Raw genomic sequence first — 19,240 nt, forward strand, 5'->3', positions numbered from 1 at the left:
GCGAATGTGGCTGTTCGGGGAGACGATGCCCCACGTACCAGTGGCAAGACCTGCGCAGAGACAGGTCATCAGGGAGCAGCCGCCGACCGGGCGCCGCACCGGCAAGCCCGTCTGGTACGCGCCGGCCGCCGTCATCGGCGAAGTGGCCGGCGCCGCCGTGCCGGTGTATCTGGCCTTCACGCTGACCGGCGGCACGCATGCCGTGGCCTACGCGATGGTGGCGGCCGCAGCATGGCTGCTCGTGCGCGGAGCACGGGACCGCTACGGCGAGCCCCGTCTCGGTGAGCGCGACAACATCGGCCCCGCGGTACAGGACTGGCTGGTGCTGATCGGACTGCTCGCGGTGGTACGGGCTGCGACAGGCGAGGAATCCCCGTTCCTCCTTGCGCTGGCCGCCCTGGTGCCCTGCGCCCCGACGAGCGCCGCCGTACAGAATCTGATCCACCGTCACCTGGTCGCCCGACGCCGCGACGGCCGGACCGTCCGCAGGGCCCTGGTGATCGGGGAGGCCGACGCCGTCGACGGTCTGGTGAGCCACCTCGCGAAGCGGACCGACCACGAGTTCGTCGTCGTCGGGGTGTGCCCGATCGGCGACGAGGACCCGCACACACTGGCCCCGGTCGCCACCCGTATCGGCCGGCAGGCACCGCCACGCCCGTCGGCCGACTCCGCCCCGGTACTGGATGCGGCCCGGCGGCTCTACGCGGACGTGGTCCTCGTCGTGCCGGGACCGTACATGAACGGAACGCGCCTGCGGCGGCTGTCGTGGGCCCTGCACGGCGAGGAGTGCCCGCTCGTGGTCGTACCGGGTCTGACCGAGGTCGCCGGGCGCCGGGTGGGCGTCCTCTCCGTGGCCGGGCTCACCATGCTGGCCGTGGCCCCGCCCCTGAGGCGGGGGCTTGCGACGCTGCTCAAGTCGGTGACGGACCGGCTGGGCGCGGCGCTGCTGATCATGCTGCTCGCCCCGGTGTTCGTGGCGGTGGCCCTCGCCGTACGGATGGACTCCCCGGGCCCCGCCGTGCACCGGCAGACGCGCATCGGACGCGGCGGAAAACCGTTCACCATGGCCAAGTTCCGCACCATGGTCGTCGACGCGGAGCGGCTGAGGCATCAGCTGACCGGGACCAACGAGCAGGACGGCCGAATGTTCAAGATCCGCCGTGATCCGCGGATCACCCGCGTCGGCCGGGTGCTGCGCCGCTCCTCCCTGGACGAACTGCCCCAGCTGTTCAACGTGGTGCGGGGACACATGTCCCTGGTCGGTCCGCGACCGCCGCTGCCCGACGAGGCCGCCGGTTACGACGAGGTGGAGCGGCGCCGGCTGGCCGTCAAGCCCGGACTCACCGGCCTGTGGCAGGTCAGCGGCCGCTCGGACCTCTCCTGGGACGAGACGGTCGCCCTGGACCTCAGGTACGTGGACAACTGGTCCCCGTCGGGGGACCTCGAGGTGCTGTGCCGGACCGTGGGCGCTGTCGTGGCGGGCAGGGGCGCCTACTGAGCAACTGCCCGACCCGCCACCACGCCCGACAGCACCGCCGACATCCACTGACGTCCACCGCATCCACCAGCACCGGCGATCCCCCTGGAGGGCTCATGCCGCCCGGAACCCCCACCGACCACTCACCCCGGGACCGCCTCGGACCTGACCACCACGCCCCGGGGGACCGCCTCGGCTCGCCGCCGGCGGCCACGGACGTGCTCGCCCTGGCGGACCGGCTCTTCCGGTGGGCCGACGCCCGCGACTGGGCGGGCCCGGACCCATACGACGGGCTGACCGGCCCGCTGGGACGGCTGGCCGTGCACCGTGTGCTTCGGCAGGTGCTCCTGCAGACCGTCAAACGCAGCCGGATCGACCTGCGTCCGGTCCTGGGCATTCACCCGCTGCGCACCGCGACGGCCGCCGGAACCGCGGCCGGCGCCTGCGCCAGGCTCTCGGCCTCCCCCGTGTGGCGGGAGCGCGCCCTCCGGCTGGGCCGGTCGGCGGCCTCCGAGCAGCTGTCCGGGCGCTACGCCGGGCTGTGGCGTTACGAGTTCGACGTGCAGACCCGCTGGGCGTACTACCCCGCCTCCCTCCCGAACCTCGTGGCCACCACCTTCTGCGCGGACGGCTGTCTGGACACCGGGACGCTCGGCGACGAGGCGGTACGGACCCTCGCTCACGGGCTCCTGGAACACCTGCACAACGGCGATTTCTTCACCTACACACCCGCCAGTGACGTCCTCGTCCACAACGCCAACCTCATGGGTGCCGCGCTCGCCGGCCGCCTGGCATGCATCGGGACGCTGCCCGGCGAACTGGCGGACCGCCTGGCCGATGCCGCCCGCGGTGCCGTCGAGGTGAGCCTGAACGGTCAGCGCCCCGACGGCTCGTGGCCCTACGGGCGGGGCCCGCGGCTGGGCTGGGTGGACGGCTTCCACACGGGGTACGTGCTGCTGCGCCTCGAACAGGCGGGAACGCTGCTCGACGTTGACGTCCGGCGCCCCCTCGAACGGGGAGTGGACCACTACCTGCGGTACCTGTTCGACGGCCCCCTGCCCCGCTACTTCGCGGACGGCCGGAGCAGACGGGACCCGAACAACGACGCGACAGCGGTACGTATGGCGGCGTGGGCGGCCCATCACGGTTTTGTCCGGACCGACTTCCCCCGGGCCGTGCTGACCGCCGTCGTGGACCGCTACCCCGGTCTCGGCGCGGACACACGGGCCGGCGGCTCCCCGCGGAACAGGTCCCTGTGGGAGTCGCCCCGATGGAGCGCCGCTCCCCTACTGGACGCCCTGACCGCCCTCCACGCCGTCCTGCCGGGCGGCCGGTACCCCGCCGCCCCGGCCGCTCAGCCGACGACGGCCGCCTCGTAGCCCGACAGGACGTCCGCGGTCCGCCCCGCGCCTCCCGCCGCGTTCCGCTCCCACCACACGGCCGCGCAGAACAGCCCGAACACGGCGAGCCCCCGGTCGCGCCGGCCCCGGACATGTTCGGCGACGAGGCGGTCGGCGGTCCGCCGGTCGAAGACGTCGTCGAACAGCGGGGAGCGCCGCACCTCGGCCCACAGACGGTCACCGTGCTCGCGCAGCAGCGACCGCACCGGCGCCCCGAACCCCGTCTTGGGGCGCCTGGCGACGAACTCCGGCACACCGGACGCCACCGCCGCCGCGCGAAAGCGCGCCTTGCCGTCGCCGAGCCGCAGCTGCTCCTCCGCGACGGCGCCGAGGGCGGCGGCCACCACCGGCTCCCCCAGGAACGGCACCCGCAGCTCGACGCTCGCCCGCATCGACGCGCGGTCGCCGTACAGCAGGTTCAGCCCCGGCAGGAACAGTCGCCGGTCGCACTCGGCCAGCGCAGAAAGGGGCGTCCCGCCCGCGTCCAGCACGCCGCCCGCCACCTCGCGATGCCGCTCGGTGACCGCCTCCAGTCCGACGAACGGCGACAGCGCCGCCCACTCCCGCCCCGAGTAGTACGCCTGAGTCGCCCACGACCAGTCGCGGGGGCCGAGCTGGAGCAGCCGCCCGAACTTGTCGACACGGCCCCGGTAGCGCCGGGGTCCGGGAACCACGGTGGTGGCGCCGAGGGCGGGGCGTGCCCACGCGGGAAGCCGTTGCAGCAGCAGCACGGCCTGGTAGCGCTCGTAGCCGAGGAAGAGTTCCTCGACGCCGAGCCCCGACAGCAGCACGGTCGCCTCACCGCAGGCGGCACGGGAGAGCTGCATGAGGGTGACGGCGGCCGGGTCCCCGAAAGGGAGCTCCATGGCGGTGACCAGCTCCGGGATCCGGCGCAGTACGTCGACGTCCAGGTCGACCCACGTCAGCGGCAGGCCCAGCCGTCTGGCGACCCGGGCGGCGTAGGGGGCATCGTCCTCGAACGGCTCCCCGGTGGGCGCCTTGGTGCGCGCTCTGGCGGCGAAGGCGGGTCCGGCGAAGCCCTCCCTGCTCATCTCCACGCCCAGCCAGGTGCTGTCCAGCCCTCCGCTCAGCAACAGCCCCACCGTCACGTCCGCGCGCACCTGCCGGGCGACCGACGCGCGGACCGCGGCACCGATGTCCTCGGCGGGCATCACGGCACCGGCCCGCCACCAGGGTGACGCCGCGTCATAGCCGGGAGCGCGCCGGGACAGCACCGTGCCGGCCGGTACGGCACGAACGCGCTGCCAGCCGGTCCGCGGCGGCGGCGTCCACAGGAACATGGCGCCCTGCGCCACCGCGACGGGGTCGACGTCGCCGGTCAGCCCGGCTGCCCGCAGCGGTTCGATCTCACTGGCGAGCGCGACCGTGCGACCCGCCGCGTCCACCGCCGCGTACAGCGGTTTCACGCCCAGTCGGTCACGCCCGTAGCGAAGCTCGCCGTCGGGCAGGAGGAGGGCGAAGGCGAACATACCGTCCACCTGGTCGAGCAGCCGCGGTGCGTCCGGCTGCAGCAGCAGTTCGTAGAGAACCTCGGTGTCGCCCTCGGTCGTGAACGTCACATGCCGCTTCCGCAGCACCTCGCGCAGGTACGAAGCGTTGTAGATCTCGCCGTTGTAGACCATCACGCCCCGATTCGGGGAGCCGAAGGGCTGGTCGCTCCTCGGATCGAGGTCCACGACGGCCAGGCGGCGGAAGTGCAGCGCCGCATGCCAATTGCCACCGCCGAGGTCCAGGTGTCCGCTCGCGTCGGGGCCGCGGTGCGCGAGCGCCGCGCACGCGTCCCCGTGCGAGGGCGGCAGATGACGCGCGGTGTGGTTCAGCAGGACGACGAAACCGCACATCAGCGCGCCGCCGTGGTGGAGGAAGAACCACCGGCCGGATACGCGGCCTGCCCACCCGGTTTCGGCACGGCGCCGGCGGCGCTGGGACCGGGCGGCGGACACCCCAGTGCCCTGGCCAGAGCCGGTGTGCGGGGGGCGGTCCCCACGACGCCGTCCTCCGTGAGCGAGCGGGCCGCACGGCAGGCGACGAGGGAACTCCACAGCGCCGAGGCGAAGTCGGTGGCGGCAGCGGTCTCCTCGCCGAGGGGCTCGCCCCGGACGAGTCGGACGAGGGAGTGCATCTCGGCCGCGTGTCCCTTCGGGCCGCCCCGGTACTTCGTCGTGACCGCCCTGCCCCCCTTCCACACGGTGAGCGAGCGGAAGTCCTCGATTCTGGCCGCCACCCGGTCGGTGGCCACTTCCAGGAGTTCCTTGGGCGCGCCGGGCGGCGTCAGCCCCCCGTACACGATGGAGGCAGCCGACCCGTCGTCGTAGGTGATCTGCAGGGTGAGGCTCTGCGCGGCGGCGGGGTCCCGCGTATCCACGCCGACCGCCCGCACACCGACCGGCCTGCCGGGGACCAGGAAGCCCGCGGTGTCGATGAAGTGGCACACCTCGCCGAGCAGCCGGCCACCCTGCCCGGGGTCGAAGTACCAGTGGTCGGCCGGGAGCCGGCCCGCGAACACCCGATGGACCACCTGGAGGGGCGCGCCCGCGGGGAGCACAGCGCGAAGGTCCCGCACCGCGGGGGCGAACCGCCGGTTGAACCCCGCCATCGCCGGGGCGCCGGAGATCAGCCAGGCGTCCGCGACATCCTCCAGTTCCGTCTCCGTCAGGCCCAGCGGCTTCTCGCAGTACAGGGCGGCGCCCCCGCGCAGCACCCGCGCCGCATACCGGCCGTGGCTGTCATGGCGGCTGAGCACCATCACGCAGTCCGCGTCGCCCGAGGCGAGGCCGGTGTCGACGCTCTCGGCCACGGTACGAAAACCCCACCGTCGGCCCTGGTGCGCGGCGGACAGCCCCCGTCCGCCGGCGACCCACGAGAACGCGACGCCGGGTTCCCGTTCCAGCTCGGGGAAGAGCGTCCGCGTGGCGAAGTTGCCGGCGCCGATCGCCGCGAGCCGCAAGGTGCCGCGGGGGGCGGTCCAGGTGCGGGAGCCCGCCTCCGGAGCCGGCCGGGACGGGAGCTGCGCGGTTGCGGAGTAGCGCAGCAGCAGGGCGACGCTGCGTCCGGCGGTCGACGGTTTCAGCGCCTCGTACGCGCCGGCCGCGTCCTCGACGGCGAAGACCCGCGGCTTGAGCCGGGCGAAGTCCACCGCGCCCGTCGCCAGGAGCCGTAGCACCTCGGCGAGGTTGCGCCGTTCCGTCCATGGGACATAGCCCTCCGGGTACGGATGGCCGTCCTCTTCGAAGCGTGCGTCGTATCGGCCGGGGCCGTAGGACCGCGCATAACGGATCGTCAATTCCTTGTGGTAGTAGGACGACCGTGGCGGTGCGACGTTGACGTCACCGACGACCACCACGGTGGCGCGGTCACGGGCGAGGAGGCCGGCGAACTCGACGGGGTCGGAGCTGGACGTGGCGGCGGTGATGAGCACCGCGTCCGCGTCGGCGCCCGCCCAGTGCCGGGAGACGTCGCCGGGCAGGCCGGCCGCCTCCCGCGGGAAGGCCACAAGACCCGCCGACTCGGCGAGCGCCACCATGGCGGGGTCGGGATCGATGCCCACCCCGTCGTATCCGTAGGCGCGCAGCAGTTGGAGCGTGATCTGGCCGACCAGGCCGAGGCCGATGACGGCGATCCGTGAGCCCGGCACCACCTCGGCCTGGTGGATGCCCTGAAGCGCGATCGCGCCGACCGTGGCGAAGGCGGCCCATTGGGTGTCCACGGCGTCCGGCACAGGGACGACAAGGTTGCGGGGCACGGCGACGATCTCCGCGTGCGACGCGTAGCGGGCCCCGGCGGCAGCCACCCGCATCCCGGGGCGGATGTCGTCGACCCCCTCGCCCGTCCGCAGGACCGTGCCCGCGCAGGAGTACCCGAGCTGCACCGGACGGTCCAGGCGGTCCTGGACCGTCCGGTAGGTCTCGACGAGGCCCGTTCGCTTCACGCTGTCGATCACCTGCGCCACCTGCTCGGGCCGCTGCCGCGCCTTGCCGAGCAGGCTCTGCGCGCCGGTCGAGACGGTGGCCCGTTCCGTGCCCGCGCTGATGAGCGACCAGTCGTTGCGGATCACCACCACACCGGCGGCTGCTTCGGGGGCGGGAATTTCTCCCACCGTGATGGCGCCGGTGCGCGGGGACAGGAGGACTGTTTTCATTTCCTGCCTTTACGGGGAGGGATCGCGGCCCAGCGCACTGTAGGGAGGGCAAATCACCGGCACATGCGCTTCTTCCCCGGAACGGACCAGACGGACGAACATCTCCATACGGCCGGGTGAACATGCCACCGGCATGATGGGCGTTGTCGCGGAATACCGATTCCCTGGTGCCCGGCGAGCCCTTCTTTCGCTCCGGGGAACTACGGCCACCGATGGGTGCCACCCCGGCAGCGGTCCGGTGCCCGCCCGGAAGGAGAATTCGGGTGAAGCGACTGATGGTCGTCTACGGAACGAGGCCTGAGGCCATCAAAATGGCCCCCGTGATCGAGGCACTGGACCGGTCCCCGATATTCCGGCCGACGGTGACGGTGACCGCCCAGCACCGCGGACTGCTCGACCAGGTCCACGCGTTGTTCGGGGTGCGGGCCGACCACGATCTGGACATCCTCAGCGAGCGCCAGTCCCTCGCCGACATCACCGTGCGTGTCCTCGACGGGCTGTGTCCGCTGCTGCGGCACGAGCGCCCGGAGGCGGTGCTGGTCCAGGGCGACACCACGACCGCGTTCGCCGGGGCCCTCGCCGCCTTCTACAGCCAGATCCCCGTGGTCCACCTGGAGGCGGGACTGCGTACCGGCGACCGGTACTCGCCCTTCCCCGAGGAGATCAACCGCCGGCTCGCGACCCAGCTGGCCTCCCTGCATCTGGCGCCCACCCCTGACGCGCGGGACAACCTGCTGCGAGACGGCGTCCCCCCGTCGTCCGTCGTGGTCACCGGGAACACAGTCATCGACGCCCTGCTCTGGGCGGTCGGGCGCAAGGCGCACTACGGGGACCCGGCCCTGGCCGACCTCGACGACACGGCCCGCCGGGTCCTGCTGGTGACGGCCCATCGCCGGGAGTCATGGGGAGGCGGAATGGAGTCCATCGGCAGTGCTCTCGCCGATCTGGCGCGTGCCGAGCCCGACCTCCTCATCGTGCTCCCGCTGCACCCCAATCCGGTCGTACGGGCGGCGATCCTGCCCCAGGTCGCCCACATCGGCAGCATCCGCCTGACGGAGCCGCTGGCCTACGGGGCGTTCGCCCGGCTGATGAACCGTGCGCACATCATCCTGACCGACAGCGGAGGCATCCAGGAGGAGGGGCCGGGCCTCGGCAAGCCCGTGCTGGTCATACGGGACACCACGGAGCGCCCGGAGGCCCTCCGGGCCGGAACGAGCCGCCTGGTGGGAACCGACCGCGAGCACATCGTGAAGCAGGTACGCCTGCTGCTGCACGACCGTGCGGCATACGCGGCCATGGCGAAGGCCGTGAACCCGTACGGCGACGGGCGCGCCGCGGACCGTACCGTACGGGCGATCGGGCACTGGATGGGCCTGTGCGGGCGCCCTGCGGAGTTCGGCGACGCGCCGGACTCCGCAGGCGACTCGGCGTCAGCTCCAGATGCCGCGCGTGTCGAAGACGGCCTTGCCGCGCAGCGCGGTCCGTTTGACGCCGCGGAAGGCATCGTGGTCCACGAGCAGTACGACGACATCGGCGTCCCGCACCGCGGTGGTGACGTCGACGAGTTCGGCCACGCCCGTTTGCGCCAGTGAGTCCGGCAGTTCCCTGATGTGCGGTTCCGCGACCAGCAGCCGGCCGAGCTGACGCTCGGCCAGCTGCGTGACGATGTGCAGGGCGGGGCTCTCCCGGAGGTCGTCGATGTTCGCCTTGAAGGCCAGACCGAGGCAGGCGATCACCGGGTCCTTGAACCGGCCGGCCGTCCGGACGACCTCGCCGAGCACATAGTCGGGCCGCTCGTCGTTGACCTCGCGGGCGAGCCGGATGAGACGCGACTGCCGGGGCGCGGTGCCGACGATGAACCAGGGATCAATGGCGATGCAGTGCCCGCCGACACCCGGCCCCGGGCGCAGGATGTCGACCCGCGGGTGACGGTTGGCCAGGGCGATGACGTCGCCCGCGTCGATGCCGACGTGGTCGCAGACCATGGACAGTTCGTTGGCGAAAGCGATGTTGACGTCCCGGAAGGCGTTCTCGCTGAGCTTGGCCATCTCCGCCGTCGTGGCGTCGGTGAGCAGGCACTCCCCCTTGGCAAACACCTCGTAGAGCGTGCGCGCCCGCTCGGCGCAGCCCTCACCCACGCCTCCGACAACCCGGTCGTTGGTCACGATCTCGATCATCGTCCGGCCCGGCAGGACACGTTCCGGGCAGTGGGCGACCCGTACGTCGGGCGCCTCGCCCGCTTCGTGGGGGAAGGTCAGGTCGGGGCGGTGCTTGCCCAGCCACCGGGACAGCTCGACGGTGGTGCCGGGCGGCGAGGTCGACTCGAGGATGACGAGGTCGCCCGCCTTGAGCACCGACGCCACCGACGCCACCGCGTCGCGCACGTACGACAGGTCCGCAGTACGGTCCTCCTGGAGCGGCGTGGGGACGGCGATGATGAAGGCGTCGGCGGGCTCGGGCGCGCCGGTCGCCCGCAGCCGGCCCATGGCCACAGCCCCGCTGACGGCCACCGCGAGATCCGGTTCGACGAAGGGGGCACGGCCGGCGTTGATGAGTTCGACGGTGGCGGGGTTGACGTCGACACCGATGACGTCGATGCCGTGGGTGGCGAGGGCGGCGGCGGTGGGGAGGCCGATGTATCCGAGGCCGACCACGCAGACGGTGGAGAACACCTGAAGGAATTCCTTTCGGCGGGCGATTCAGCTCGTCATCGTGTCAGAACGGTTTCTCTCCGGGGTATGTGAAAGACCGGCATGTCACCGATCGGCCGCTGTTCCACACGTTCCCGATCCGCCGAATGCGTGAATCGGTTGTATCCGCCCGCCAACTTCGGTAACCGTGATCCTGCCCATGGATACGTTGCGCCTATGAGTCGCACCGAGGTGGGAAACCGCGAAAACCACGCAAGCAATGTGACGGAATACCGTGCGCACCGCAAGAGGTCCCGCAGGGTCACAGTGCGCGGGGGCGTCGGACCCCATCTCCAGGCAATCGCCGTGGAGTTGCTCGCTCGAGCCGCCAGACCGATCCGCCATCGCGGTGTCCAGCGCCTGACCTGGATGCTGTCGAAGTACTTCGACACGAACAACCGGGTCACCATCCGGATCGGCGAGGATTCACGGCTGCACGTGCACCTCGACGACGGCTACTGGACGAAGCTGCTGGATCCCGGCTTCGTCTATGAGCCGGAGATCGGGGACATGCTGGACAGGGTGCTCACATCCGAGGCGATCTTCTTGGACTGTGGCGCCAACATCGGCTTCTGGTCGGTGCTGACGCGCCATCGGACCCGGCGCGTCGTGGCGGTGGAAGCGAGCCCGGAGACCTTCCACCGGCTGACGGACAACATCGCCCTGAACGGCGGGGGCGTCGCGCTCGTCCACGCGGCCCTGTGGGGTCGCGACGATGTCTCGCTCTCGATCGTCGGCCACCATCTGTGTCATGCGGCGGCGTCCGTGTGTGAGAGGGACGGCGACGTCGGCCGCAACGGCTGGCGGTCCTTCGACGTCGCATCACTGACCGTCGACACGCTCGTAGAACGACACTGTGCGGGACTGACGGGACCCGTGGTGGTCAAGCTGGACGTGGAAGGCGCCGAGATCCCCGCCGTCGAGGGCGCGAGGAAGACCCTCTCCGAACGAGACGTCGTCTTCCTGTTCGAGGACCACGGCCAGGACCCCACCTGCAAGGTCAGCCGTCATCTCATGGACATGGGCATGGTGGTCATGTCACCCGGCAGGCGCCGCCCGCTGGAGATCCGCGAGATCGCCGCGCTCAAGATCGATCCCACCCGGGGGTACAACTTCGCCGCGTGTCGGCCCGACGCTCCCTTCGTCGAGTCCCTGGCCCGCCCCCGCCCCCGCCCCCGCCCCTGAGAGTCCCGGTCGCCGGCGTCGGCGGTGGGGGCATCGCGCTCGGTCCCGTCAACCGTCGACGGTGTCCCGGGCCGACGCACCGCCCTGCACCGGCACGGCGTCCATGCCGGGCCGTGCTCCCAGCGACCGCCTCGTCGTGCGGGACAACATGATCCACACGGTGAAGGCGGTGTAACCCACCGCGCAGGCGAGGGCGGCGGCCGCCGGCCCCGCCCCGCCGCACAGGAACACGGCGGTGAACTCGAACGCCGCGGCTGCCACGGCAATCACCGCCAAGGTTCTGCGCCGTCCGGTGTCACGGAGCTCGACCCCCTGGAAGAGCCGCCCCACCGCCAGCACACCGGTGGCCGGCACCAGGAGGAGGACCGCGGGCTGAGCCGCCCGATAGGCCTCACCGTAGACAAGGGGCAGCGCGAAGTAGGCCAACGGTGTGCAGGCCCCGACACAAAGGGCGAGCAGCAGCAAAATCCTCCGCAAGTCGACCGGGTGGCCCGGCTGCCCTCGCGAGACGAGAGGAAAGAGGGCCGCGGGGAGGTAGCTGACGACCTCCGAAACATTGGTGGCGATGGCGTAGATCCCGAGGGTCCTGTCCGCCCCCACCACGGAGAGCCCCATCTGGTCGGAACGCTGCAGGACGTATGTGGACCCGTTGAGGACATGGAGATCCACGTTGCCCCGGCACCAGACGAGAGCCACGTTCCGGCGCCACGCCGCCCTGCCCCGTCCATGCTTGGCGAGGTGAAGCAGCGATCCCCTGGCCTGCTCGAGACGGAACAGGAGAACGGAGTTCAGCACCGCCTGTGCCACGAACGACACAGTGGCCACCTCCAGGGCCGAGGTGAACCCGAGGGGCACGCAGAGCAGGCAGCCGAGGACCGGTCCGCAGTTCCCGAGGGTCCGTGCCACGATCAACCGACGGAGCCGACCGCCGCTCACCAGCATCCCGGTCGTCAGCCTGAACACCAGTCCCCCGTAGACGGCGGCGGTGGCACAGGGCGGAAGAAGCCACGACGGCTGCAACCAAGGGGGCGTCCAATCGCCCACCGCGAGCGCGGCGGCGGCCACCGACGCGGAGGCCAGGAGCGTCCAGGCGAGATAACCGGCGGAGAACGACGTCCCTTCCTTCCGCACCTCCCCGAGGCCTCTGAGGACCCCCACCTCACCGCCCATCTCGAGACACGTCAGGGCAAGGGTCATGAACACCACGATGGACGCGTAGTGGCCCCGCTCGGTCGGCGCGAGCAGCCGCGCCACCAGAAGTGAGCCCAAAAGCGCGGTGACCGCTCCGCCCACCACGCCGAGAAAGGCCAGCGAGGCCTCTCCGCGGAGCGACGCCGGGACTCGCGACACAGGGATGCCCATCGTCCCCTTCCGCGTCATGGGCCGTCCGGACTCTGGGACCTGACGCGCCGCCGAGCACATGCGCGCCCGCGACCGCGGTCCCGGGCGACCGGCGTGGACCTCACGCTGCGCCCGCCGGACGTCGCATACGTGGCGCAGTGCTCCGTAGCCGACGACCAGGGCGAACGACCGGACGGGAGGGGCAGATCCGGCACCCTCGCCCGACGCGGGTCCCCAGAGAGAAGCCTTCGCGGGGCGAGCCGAGTCCCGGTGCGCTCGACGGCGCCCCGGGCGGACCGACGGGCCGCAGACCCTGGTTTTGCGTTGCGTGCATCGGATACTCCTCAACGGCCGAGCGGACAGACCTCCGGGCGCGGCGGAGGCGGGTCGGCCGCCGGGGCGAGCACCGGTCGCCGGCGCCAGGGCCGATGGGCGGTGGCTTCCGACGGCCCGGTACCGGAGAGCGCCGGAGCAAGGGCGATGTCCGGGCTGCTCTGCCGTGCGAGGGGAGCCGAGCCGGTGTCCCCGGCCGGCACCGCGGTGCGCGGAACACCGACGAGGGCGAAGGCACACGCCACGACCAGCCACGACGGCAGACCGATGTACGTGGTCTCGAAGGCGACATTCGTGAAGGCGATGCAGCAGACGCCGACCGTCGCCCCGAACCAGGCAGACGCGACAGGATGGGAGCGCGCCCGCCACGTGCGCCACAACGTCGCCACGATCAGCAGCGCGAATGCGGTGCCCGCCAGCCAGCCCAGGTAATAGACGTACCCGACGAAGGAGTTGTGGGGGCCCGACGCGGCCTTGTCGAGCTCCGCGCCCTGGAACACGACCTCGATCGGGCGGCCCGCTCCGGCGCCGAGGAGGGGCTCGGACCGTGCGACATCAAGGGCCGTGCGCCACATGACGTAGCGCAGTTCCACATTGTTGGCCGCCTCGCTGTCGGCATCGTTCTCACTTGCCTGCATCCGGCCCACCAGCCCACCGACGACCGGCAGGTCCGAAGGCTGCCGGTACGCCACCGACACGCTGATCACAGCCACCAGCCCCACGATGAGGAAGCTCCAGGTCAGCGCGGGCCATTGGACCGTTCTACGGCGACACGCCCGGCTGGCCAGCGTGGTCGCGGCGATCGCCGCACCCACCGCAAGCAGCGGTCCGCGCTTGTCGGCCGCCGCCGTGAGGCAGGCGGACCCGATCAGCGTCCACAGAAGCAGCCGGCTGTCCCCTCCCTTGCGCAGGACCATGCCGAAGGCTCCGGCGATCGCCAGGTACAGCCCCACGGCGGCGGGCATGATCGACCCGCCCAGCACCATCATCAGGAGCGCGCCCGTGGTCGGCAGGTACAGGAGCCATCTCCTCCGGAGGAACTCCTCGGCGGGCTGCGTGAGGAACCACACCGCGGCGGCCCAGGCGAAAAGGGGATACAGCCCCAGGATGCAACCCTTCATTGCGCCCGGATAGCCCTGTGACACACCACGGACCACTGCCTGGGCCGCGGCGATGGCCAGCAGAACGGCACACATGCGGTATCCCCGCAGGCGAGGCTCCGAAAGGGCTCGTGAAGCCCAGACCGGAGAACCGGCAAGGAGTGCGAGTGCGACCAGGACATCCAGAAGGTAGACCGGATCGAGACCTACCGTCGCATAGTCCCTGCCGAACAGGAACAAAGGCGCCAGAGCTGCTCCCCACAGCAACCAGACCGCCACCCTCCGAAATACGGAAACGAGAAGCAGGGCGCCGACACAGGCGGCAGAAAACAAAAGCCCGAGCAGTGCGGAGTCCACACCCAACGCGCCCATGACGTCTCCTTCCGTCGTCCCGCTCTGTCCTACCACGCGGACAGTCCCAACTCGGCGGATCACGGTCACGATTCCCCAGCGGATTCGGGCGGCAATTCTTATGAATAAATGGACAGTGTGGCAGCTCCGTGTCGTCCTGGACTCCTCATTGGACGGGTGATCTCATGGTGAGGTCTTTACCGAAGAACCGCCCTCCGGCGAAGATGACCACGAGGGTCAGAGGGTGAGCGTCATCATTTCGAAACTCCGCTTTTCACCGCAGGCGCCATTGTTGATGCACAGGAGAAGGGCAGTGTTCCCGATCCGCAAGAGAAGTCCTTCCGCGACTTCATGGCCGAGTGTCCTGGTTTTGAGGCACAGTGCGAGCCTGGGTGGAATGGGGCGAGCCGCGGAATTCTTCACGCCGGTCGTGGAGTCGTGCTGCCGGGTCGTGTCGGTCGTCTCGCTTTCCGCGGACCGCACCGGATCCATGAAGTTCAAGGCGACCTGGTCGGCCGGGGCGGCCGCGACGGTGGCCGCCGTCGCGCGTTGTGCCCGTGTGCTGACGGTGAGGTCACCGAGCGCGATCTATCTCCCGATCTCCCAGTGGGGTATGCCGCTCCTGCGCGACGCCATCATCACCCTGCTCGCCAGGGCATTCCGCTGCGCCCCCGTGATGCATCTCCACGGTTCTCAGCTTCCCGCGCGACTGCGCTCGAACGCGTTTCTGAGAAAGGCGCTCGGGGGCAGTCATTGGCTGGTACTCAGTGAGAACGTGGCGGAAGATATCAGAGCGTCCGGTTGCCGAGTCGCATCCGTGCATGTGATGAGAAATCCCGCGCCCATGGGCGCCGTCTCGCCTCGCCCATCGGATTCCGGTGGACCCTTGCGCGTCGGCTGGTTGGGGACGATGCACAGGAGCAAAGGCTTCGACATCCTCTGCGATGCGGTGGCCGGAATGAAACGAACAGGCGTCCCAGTGGAGTTCTCGGTCGCGGGAATACGCAGTGACGTGCCACCTCATCACATGTCGTGCGTGGACGAGGACCTCGGAGTACTGGCACCGGACAAGGTTCATTCGTTCTGGTCCGGGGTCGATGTCTTCGTCCTGCCCGCCCGATGGGCAGAGGGACTTCCCTTCGTGCTGCTCGAAGGCCTTCAGGTGGGCTGCGCCGTGGCCGCGACTTGGTCGCCCGGCAGCGCGGAACTGTTCAGCCGGGGTTGTGTGGAGCAGATCGACAGCACTGTCGAATCGGTCACCGATTTCCTGACGCTGTGCATGGCCGACCTCGGCGGTGTCCGGCGTCGGCAACAGAAGGCCTGGGAAGAACTCCGCCCGCTCTACGATCCGGACACGGTCAGGGAAGCGTTCTCACGGATCTGGCTTGAAACGAATTTCTGAGTGGTGGTATGGGGGGCGAACGGAGAGACAGCGTGTCCACACCCGAACTACTGGACCACGACGGGTCGACAAGGCCGACGGCCCCCCGCCCGCCCGTGACGGTGTGCGGACTCCCCGTCCATCCGCTCACCCTGGAGGAGTCGGTGGCGGCCGCCGAGGCGCTGATCGCGGACGGCGGCCCCCACCAGCACGTCGTGCTCAACGCCGCCAAGATCGTCCAGGCGCACGACGACCCGGAGCTGGCGCGCATCATCCGCTCGTGCTCGCTCGTCAACCCGGACGGGCAGTCGGTCGTGTGGGCCGGCCGCCTCCTCGGAAGCCCCCTGCCCGAACGCGTGGCGGGCATCGACTTCATGCTGGCGCTGTGGCGCAGCGCCGCGCGCAACGCATACCGCGTGTACCTCCTGGGTGCTGAGGCGAAGGTGGTCGAGGAGACCGCGCGCATCGCCGCCGGGCATGGCGTCGAGGTCGTCGGATACCGGGACGGCTACTGGGACGAGAGCGAGGAGGCGCGGGTGGTGGCGGCCGTCCGTGAGACCCGCCCGGACATCCTGTTCCTCGCCGTGCCGAGTCCACGCAAGGAGTACTTCCTCGCCCGCCGACAGGAGGACCTGGGCTGCGCCCTGGTGGTCGGTGTCGGCGGATCCTTCGACGTGGTGGCGGGACTCCGTAGCAGGGCACCACGGTGGATGCGGCGCGCCGGCCTTGAATGGTTCCACCGACTCGTCCAGGAGCCGCGTCGCATGTTCCTGCGCTACGCGGTGGGCAACACCCGATTCGTAGCCCTCACCGCCGCGTACTGGGCGCGGCTGTTGACCGGCCGCGGGGGCGACGCGTAGGGCCGACGGCCCGCACCGGCACGACCGGCCGTGCCGTGCGAGCCAGTTGGGCCGCGAAGCGCGTTTTCCGGCTGCCGCACCACCGCAGTCGACGCAGCAGCCGGCCGCGTGCTCACGGCAACATGCCATGCCCGGCCTGGGGCGGGCGGTCGCAGCATCTCGAACACGTGCGTAACGACCCTGGTGACGAGGCGGCGATCGTGAAGATCCCCGAAAGACCGCGGGAGATTCCTCCGAAGCGGGACGGCACGATACGAGAGGGGCAGCGAGTTGCGAGTCCGGTCTCAAAAAGTCGGTGCGGAATACTTGCGGCCGAATGTGTGAATCACGCTTCCCGATCTCCGTTGATCCGGCCGTGAAGACAGCCTCCGGAATAGTGTCCTCGCATGACGGAAACTTTGACTGGGCCCACAATTGGGCATCTTCAAGAACGCGCCCACGGCGATGGTCATGATTATGCGAAAGGTTCTCCGCATATTCGGCATCACCAGATCCGCGAGCGAGTGATCTCGGGCGTGCACGACCTGGTGGGTAAGGTCATCGAACGAAATGGCCAGTGCCGGGTCCTCGAGGTCGGCGCCGGACATGGAACCTTCACCGACCATCTGGTGGCGGCCGGGGCAAAGGTCGAGGTGACGGAGATGAGCGCCCCCAGCGCCGCGGTTCTTCGGCACCGTTTCCGGAACAATCCGCACGTCACCGTCATTCATGACGCTGAAGGAAAGGAAATCTTCCGCCCGGAGCCGCTCGACGCCGTGGTGTGCATCTCTGTACTTCACCACATCCCTGACTACCTGGGTGCCGTCGAACATCTCATTCAGCGCATTAATCCCGGCGGTGTCTTCTTCAGCATTCAGGACCCCTTGTGGTACCCGCGCAGGTCGGGACTTTCCATGAATTTGGATCACGGTGCTTATCTTCTTTGGAGGCTCGGTCAGGGCGAACTGCGCCGTGGCCTGGCCACCAGGGTGCGCCGCCTGCGCGGCCGCTACGACGAGACGAACGAGGCGGATATGTCGGAGTACCACGTCGTCCGCCAGGGAGTGGACGAGGTGGCCCTACAGGGACTCCTGGCACCGGTGTTTCACGATGTGGAGCTGCAACGTTACTGGTCGACGCAGTCAGGAGTGCTGCAGGCGCTGGGGGAACGATTCGCTCCTGCCACCACATTCGGGCTCTTCGCACGGAACCGCCGCTGATCAGCCTTCTGTCCAAGACGGACCCGCAGGAATGGCTCCGGGGCGGGAGGATCAAAGTCCCGGAGCGCGACGACGGTCAGCAAACACATCCGTGGATCGCGGCGGCGCGGCTCCTGGCGCGTAGCATCAGCGCGAAGAATCCCGCCCGCTGCCCGCAAACCCCAGGTCAGGGCCAAATCAGGCAACGCGTTTCCGTCGGACCGTCCTGGGACACGCCGGCGTACGTGGTGGATTCGTCCGCCCCCGCAAGATCATGTATGTCGGCGGCTGGGGACGCTGGCCCCGTGGACAGCGGCTGAGGCGGCTCTGCGCGTCACGGACCGCGCTACAGCGGTCGAGGCGCATGGGCATTGGGCAGCCCTGATGCGAGTTCCGAACGGCAGCCCACTGACCGAATTCCTCAGCATCAGCTACGAAAGAGAGTCCCCGCACAGCCTGGCCCGCATCCACGTCCCGCGCGGACTGGAGCCCACTGAAGTGCCCGGCGACGGTCGTTCATACGTGCGGGCAGAAGAGAGCTTCGCTGTGCTGAGCCCGTTGTCGGCGGAGGTCCGGGAGACGTGCTCTGCTTAGCCACCAGCCGCGGTCACCTTCTGACGGTAAGCGAATCTCACCGCATCCGAGGAGGACGATCGGCGAAGCGGGTACCGGGACAGCCCTCCGCTCAACCCGCGCCGGGAGAGGGACTTGGACAAGAATCCGGGATCCTCTCCCTGCTGCGTCACATCGGTCGGGCTTGCCGTATTCGGCTGTTCGGCCAACGAAAAGAGATGCCGTGCCGGGCGTCGCGAGTGTCAAAGGTCTTCGGCCTGTGATCATGGAGCGTTCATTAAAAGTGATCGACGAGGAGCTCCAGGTCGCGGGGCCCGATGTGGCGCCGCCCTGGGGGGCTCGCGGGAACGCGCTGTAGGTGATGTGGTGAACTGGTTGACCTCGCTGCCGGCGGTGGTGCTGGTTGTGGGCGGACTTCTACTCGCCTTACTGGTCGCGGCCGTGTCGCGGGTCGGCGTCCGGGCGCTCGTACCGGTCGCGGAACGGGATCGGGTGCCGCAGATCGCCACGCCCCTGATGCCGACACTCGGCGCTGCCTTCGCGATCTTTGCGGCACTCACACTGGCCAGCGAGTCCGGCTACCTGCGCGCAGCCGAGGCGTTGGTGAGCGACGAGGCGGCCGCGGCCTCCCGCCTGGCGTGGGCGGCGACAAGTCCGCGAGTCCAGTCGGAGCCGATCCATGCGGCACTGCTGGACTACTTGCAGACCACGCGTGCCAGGGAGTGGGAGGCTACAGCAGCAGCGTCCGGTGACGACCCCGCCACCGCTCACGCGATCGCACGGCTGGAGCGGAGTGTGCGCGCCGAGGCGGCCCGGCCCGATGTGGGAACCCCGACAGGCACGGAGCTGGTGGCTTCCCTGGACGGTGTCACCAGTAGTCGTCGCGCCCGCATCGCGGCCGCCTCGCGCGACGTTCCCGCGCTCTACGTCGTCACGCTTGTGGTCAGCGGACTGGCCTTGATCGTGAACTCCGGCGCGCTGGTCTTCCGCAGCAGCCTGCGAACGTCACTGCTGATCGTAGGGGTCGCGAGTGTGGTCGGGCTGAGCCTGGCGTTGCTCTTCGCACTCAGCGCGCCCTGGAGCGGACCGTTCATCGTCAGTGGGCATCCACTCGACGCCGTCATCGGCGACCTGAAGTCCGGCTTCTTCGACGGCGGGCCGTAGGCGACAGGCACGATCAGTGCGCCGACAACTGATCACCGGCTGCCGTGA

The 19,240-nt window shown here is 70.0% G+C and carries 12 protein-coding genes and 1 pseudogene; 8 read left to right on the forward strand and 5 right to left on the reverse strand.

The window, feature by feature from the left end:
* Positions 1 to 25 precede the first annotated feature (25 nt).
* Positions 26 to 1,498 carry an exopolysaccharide biosynthesis polyprenyl glycosylphosphotransferase gene (locus ACFZDJ_RS05745; RefSeq protein ID WP_391056325.1) on the forward strand — a complete coding sequence of 491 codons (1,473 nt, stop codon included), beginning with the start codon at positions 26 to 28 and terminating at the stop codon, positions 1,496 to 1,498.
* Between the two features lie 95 nt (positions 1,499 to 1,593).
* A complete protein-coding gene (locus ACFZDJ_RS05750) occupies positions 1,594 to 2,856 on the forward strand; it encodes a hypothetical protein (protein WP_391056328.1) in 1,263 nt (420 codons plus the stop codon).
* On the opposite strand, the gene ACFZDJ_RS05755 is transcribed toward ACFZDJ_RS05750, so the two are convergent.
* A complete protein-coding gene (locus ACFZDJ_RS05755; RefSeq protein ID WP_391056330.1) occupies positions 2,832 to 4,739 on the reverse strand; it encodes an asparagine synthase-related protein in 1,908 nt (635 codons plus the stop codon). The two genes, ACFZDJ_RS05750 and ACFZDJ_RS05755, sit on opposite strands and share 25 nt — an antisense overlap.
* Entirely contained in the window at positions 4,739 to 7,036 is a 2,298-nt protein-coding gene (locus ACFZDJ_RS05760; RefSeq protein ID WP_391056333.1) for a Gfo/Idh/MocA family oxidoreductase, read from the reverse strand. Before ACFZDJ_RS05760 ends, ACFZDJ_RS05755 begins: the two co-directional genes overlap by 1 nt.
* Positions 7,037 to 7,299: 263 nt before the next feature.
* Between ACFZDJ_RS05760 and wecB the strand changes: the two genes are divergently transcribed.
* The gene (wecB, locus tag ACFZDJ_RS05765) at positions 7,300 to 8,628 is read left to right on the forward strand and encodes a non-hydrolyzing UDP-N-acetylglucosamine 2-epimerase (protein WP_391056335.1); all 1,329 of its coding nucleotides are present in this window, start codon (positions 7,300 to 7,302) and stop codon (positions 8,626 to 8,628) included.
* Here wecB and wecC read toward each other — a convergent pair.
* Positions 8,530 to 9,708 (reverse strand): annotated as a pseudogene (gene wecC, locus ACFZDJ_RS05770) (UDP-N-acetyl-D-mannosamine dehydrogenase); the annotation flags it as partial. The gene wecB and the pseudogene wecC overlap by 99 nt on opposite strands.
* A gap of 324 nt (positions 9,709 to 10,032) precedes the next feature.
* Here wecC and ACFZDJ_RS05775 point away from each other — a divergent pair.
* Positions 10,033 to 10,911, forward strand: coding sequence for an FkbM family methyltransferase (locus ACFZDJ_RS05775; protein WP_391056338.1), 879 nt, complete (start codon positions 10,033 to 10,035; stop codon positions 10,909 to 10,911).
* 48 nt (positions 10,912 to 10,959) lie between these two features.
* Here ACFZDJ_RS05775 and ACFZDJ_RS05780 read toward each other — a convergent pair whose 3' ends face one another.
* On the reverse strand, positions 10,960 to 12,273 hold the full coding sequence (locus ACFZDJ_RS05780) for a lipopolysaccharide biosynthesis protein (protein WP_391056340.1): 1,314 nt from the start codon (positions 12,271 to 12,273) through the stop codon (positions 10,960 to 10,962).
* 323 nt (positions 12,274 to 12,596) lie between these two features.
* Positions 12,597 to 13,781 (reverse strand): O-antigen ligase family protein, encoded by a 1,185-nt coding sequence (locus tag ACFZDJ_RS05785; protein WP_391056342.1) that lies wholly within the window; start codon positions 13,779 to 13,781, stop codon positions 12,597 to 12,599.
* Between the two features lie 652 nt (positions 13,782 to 14,433).
* Between ACFZDJ_RS05785 and ACFZDJ_RS05790 the strand changes: the two genes are divergently transcribed.
* From ACFZDJ_RS05790 to ACFZDJ_RS05805, 4 genes are all read left to right on the forward strand, one after another.
* Positions 14,434 to 15,438 carry a glycosyltransferase gene (locus ACFZDJ_RS05790; protein WP_391056345.1) on the forward strand — a complete coding sequence of 335 codons (1,005 nt, stop codon included), beginning with the start codon at positions 14,434 to 14,436 and terminating at the stop codon, positions 15,436 to 15,438.
* A gap of 32 nt (positions 15,439 to 15,470) precedes the next feature.
* Complete coding sequence (locus ACFZDJ_RS05795) at positions 15,471 to 16,277, forward strand: WecB/TagA/CpsF family glycosyltransferase (RefSeq protein ID WP_391056347.1); 807 nt, start codon at positions 15,471 to 15,473, stop codon at positions 16,275 to 16,277.
* Between the two features lie 386 nt (positions 16,278 to 16,663).
* Positions 16,664 to 17,476: a class I SAM-dependent methyltransferase gene (locus ACFZDJ_RS05800; RefSeq protein WP_384905761.1), complete on the forward strand. Its 813-nt coding sequence runs from the start codon at positions 16,664 to 16,666 to the stop codon at positions 17,474 to 17,476.
* Positions 17,477 to 18,394: 918 nt separating this feature from the next.
* Positions 18,395 to 19,192, forward strand: coding sequence for a hypothetical protein (locus ACFZDJ_RS05805; protein ID WP_391056351.1), 798 nt, complete (start codon positions 18,395 to 18,397; stop codon positions 19,190 to 19,192).
* Positions 19,193 to 19,240: the final 48 nt, after the last annotated feature.

This window comes from Streptomyces sp. NPDC007896, from assembly GCF_042959425.1.
GTDB lineage: Bacteria > Actinomycetota > Actinomycetes > Streptomycetales > Streptomycetaceae > Streptomyces.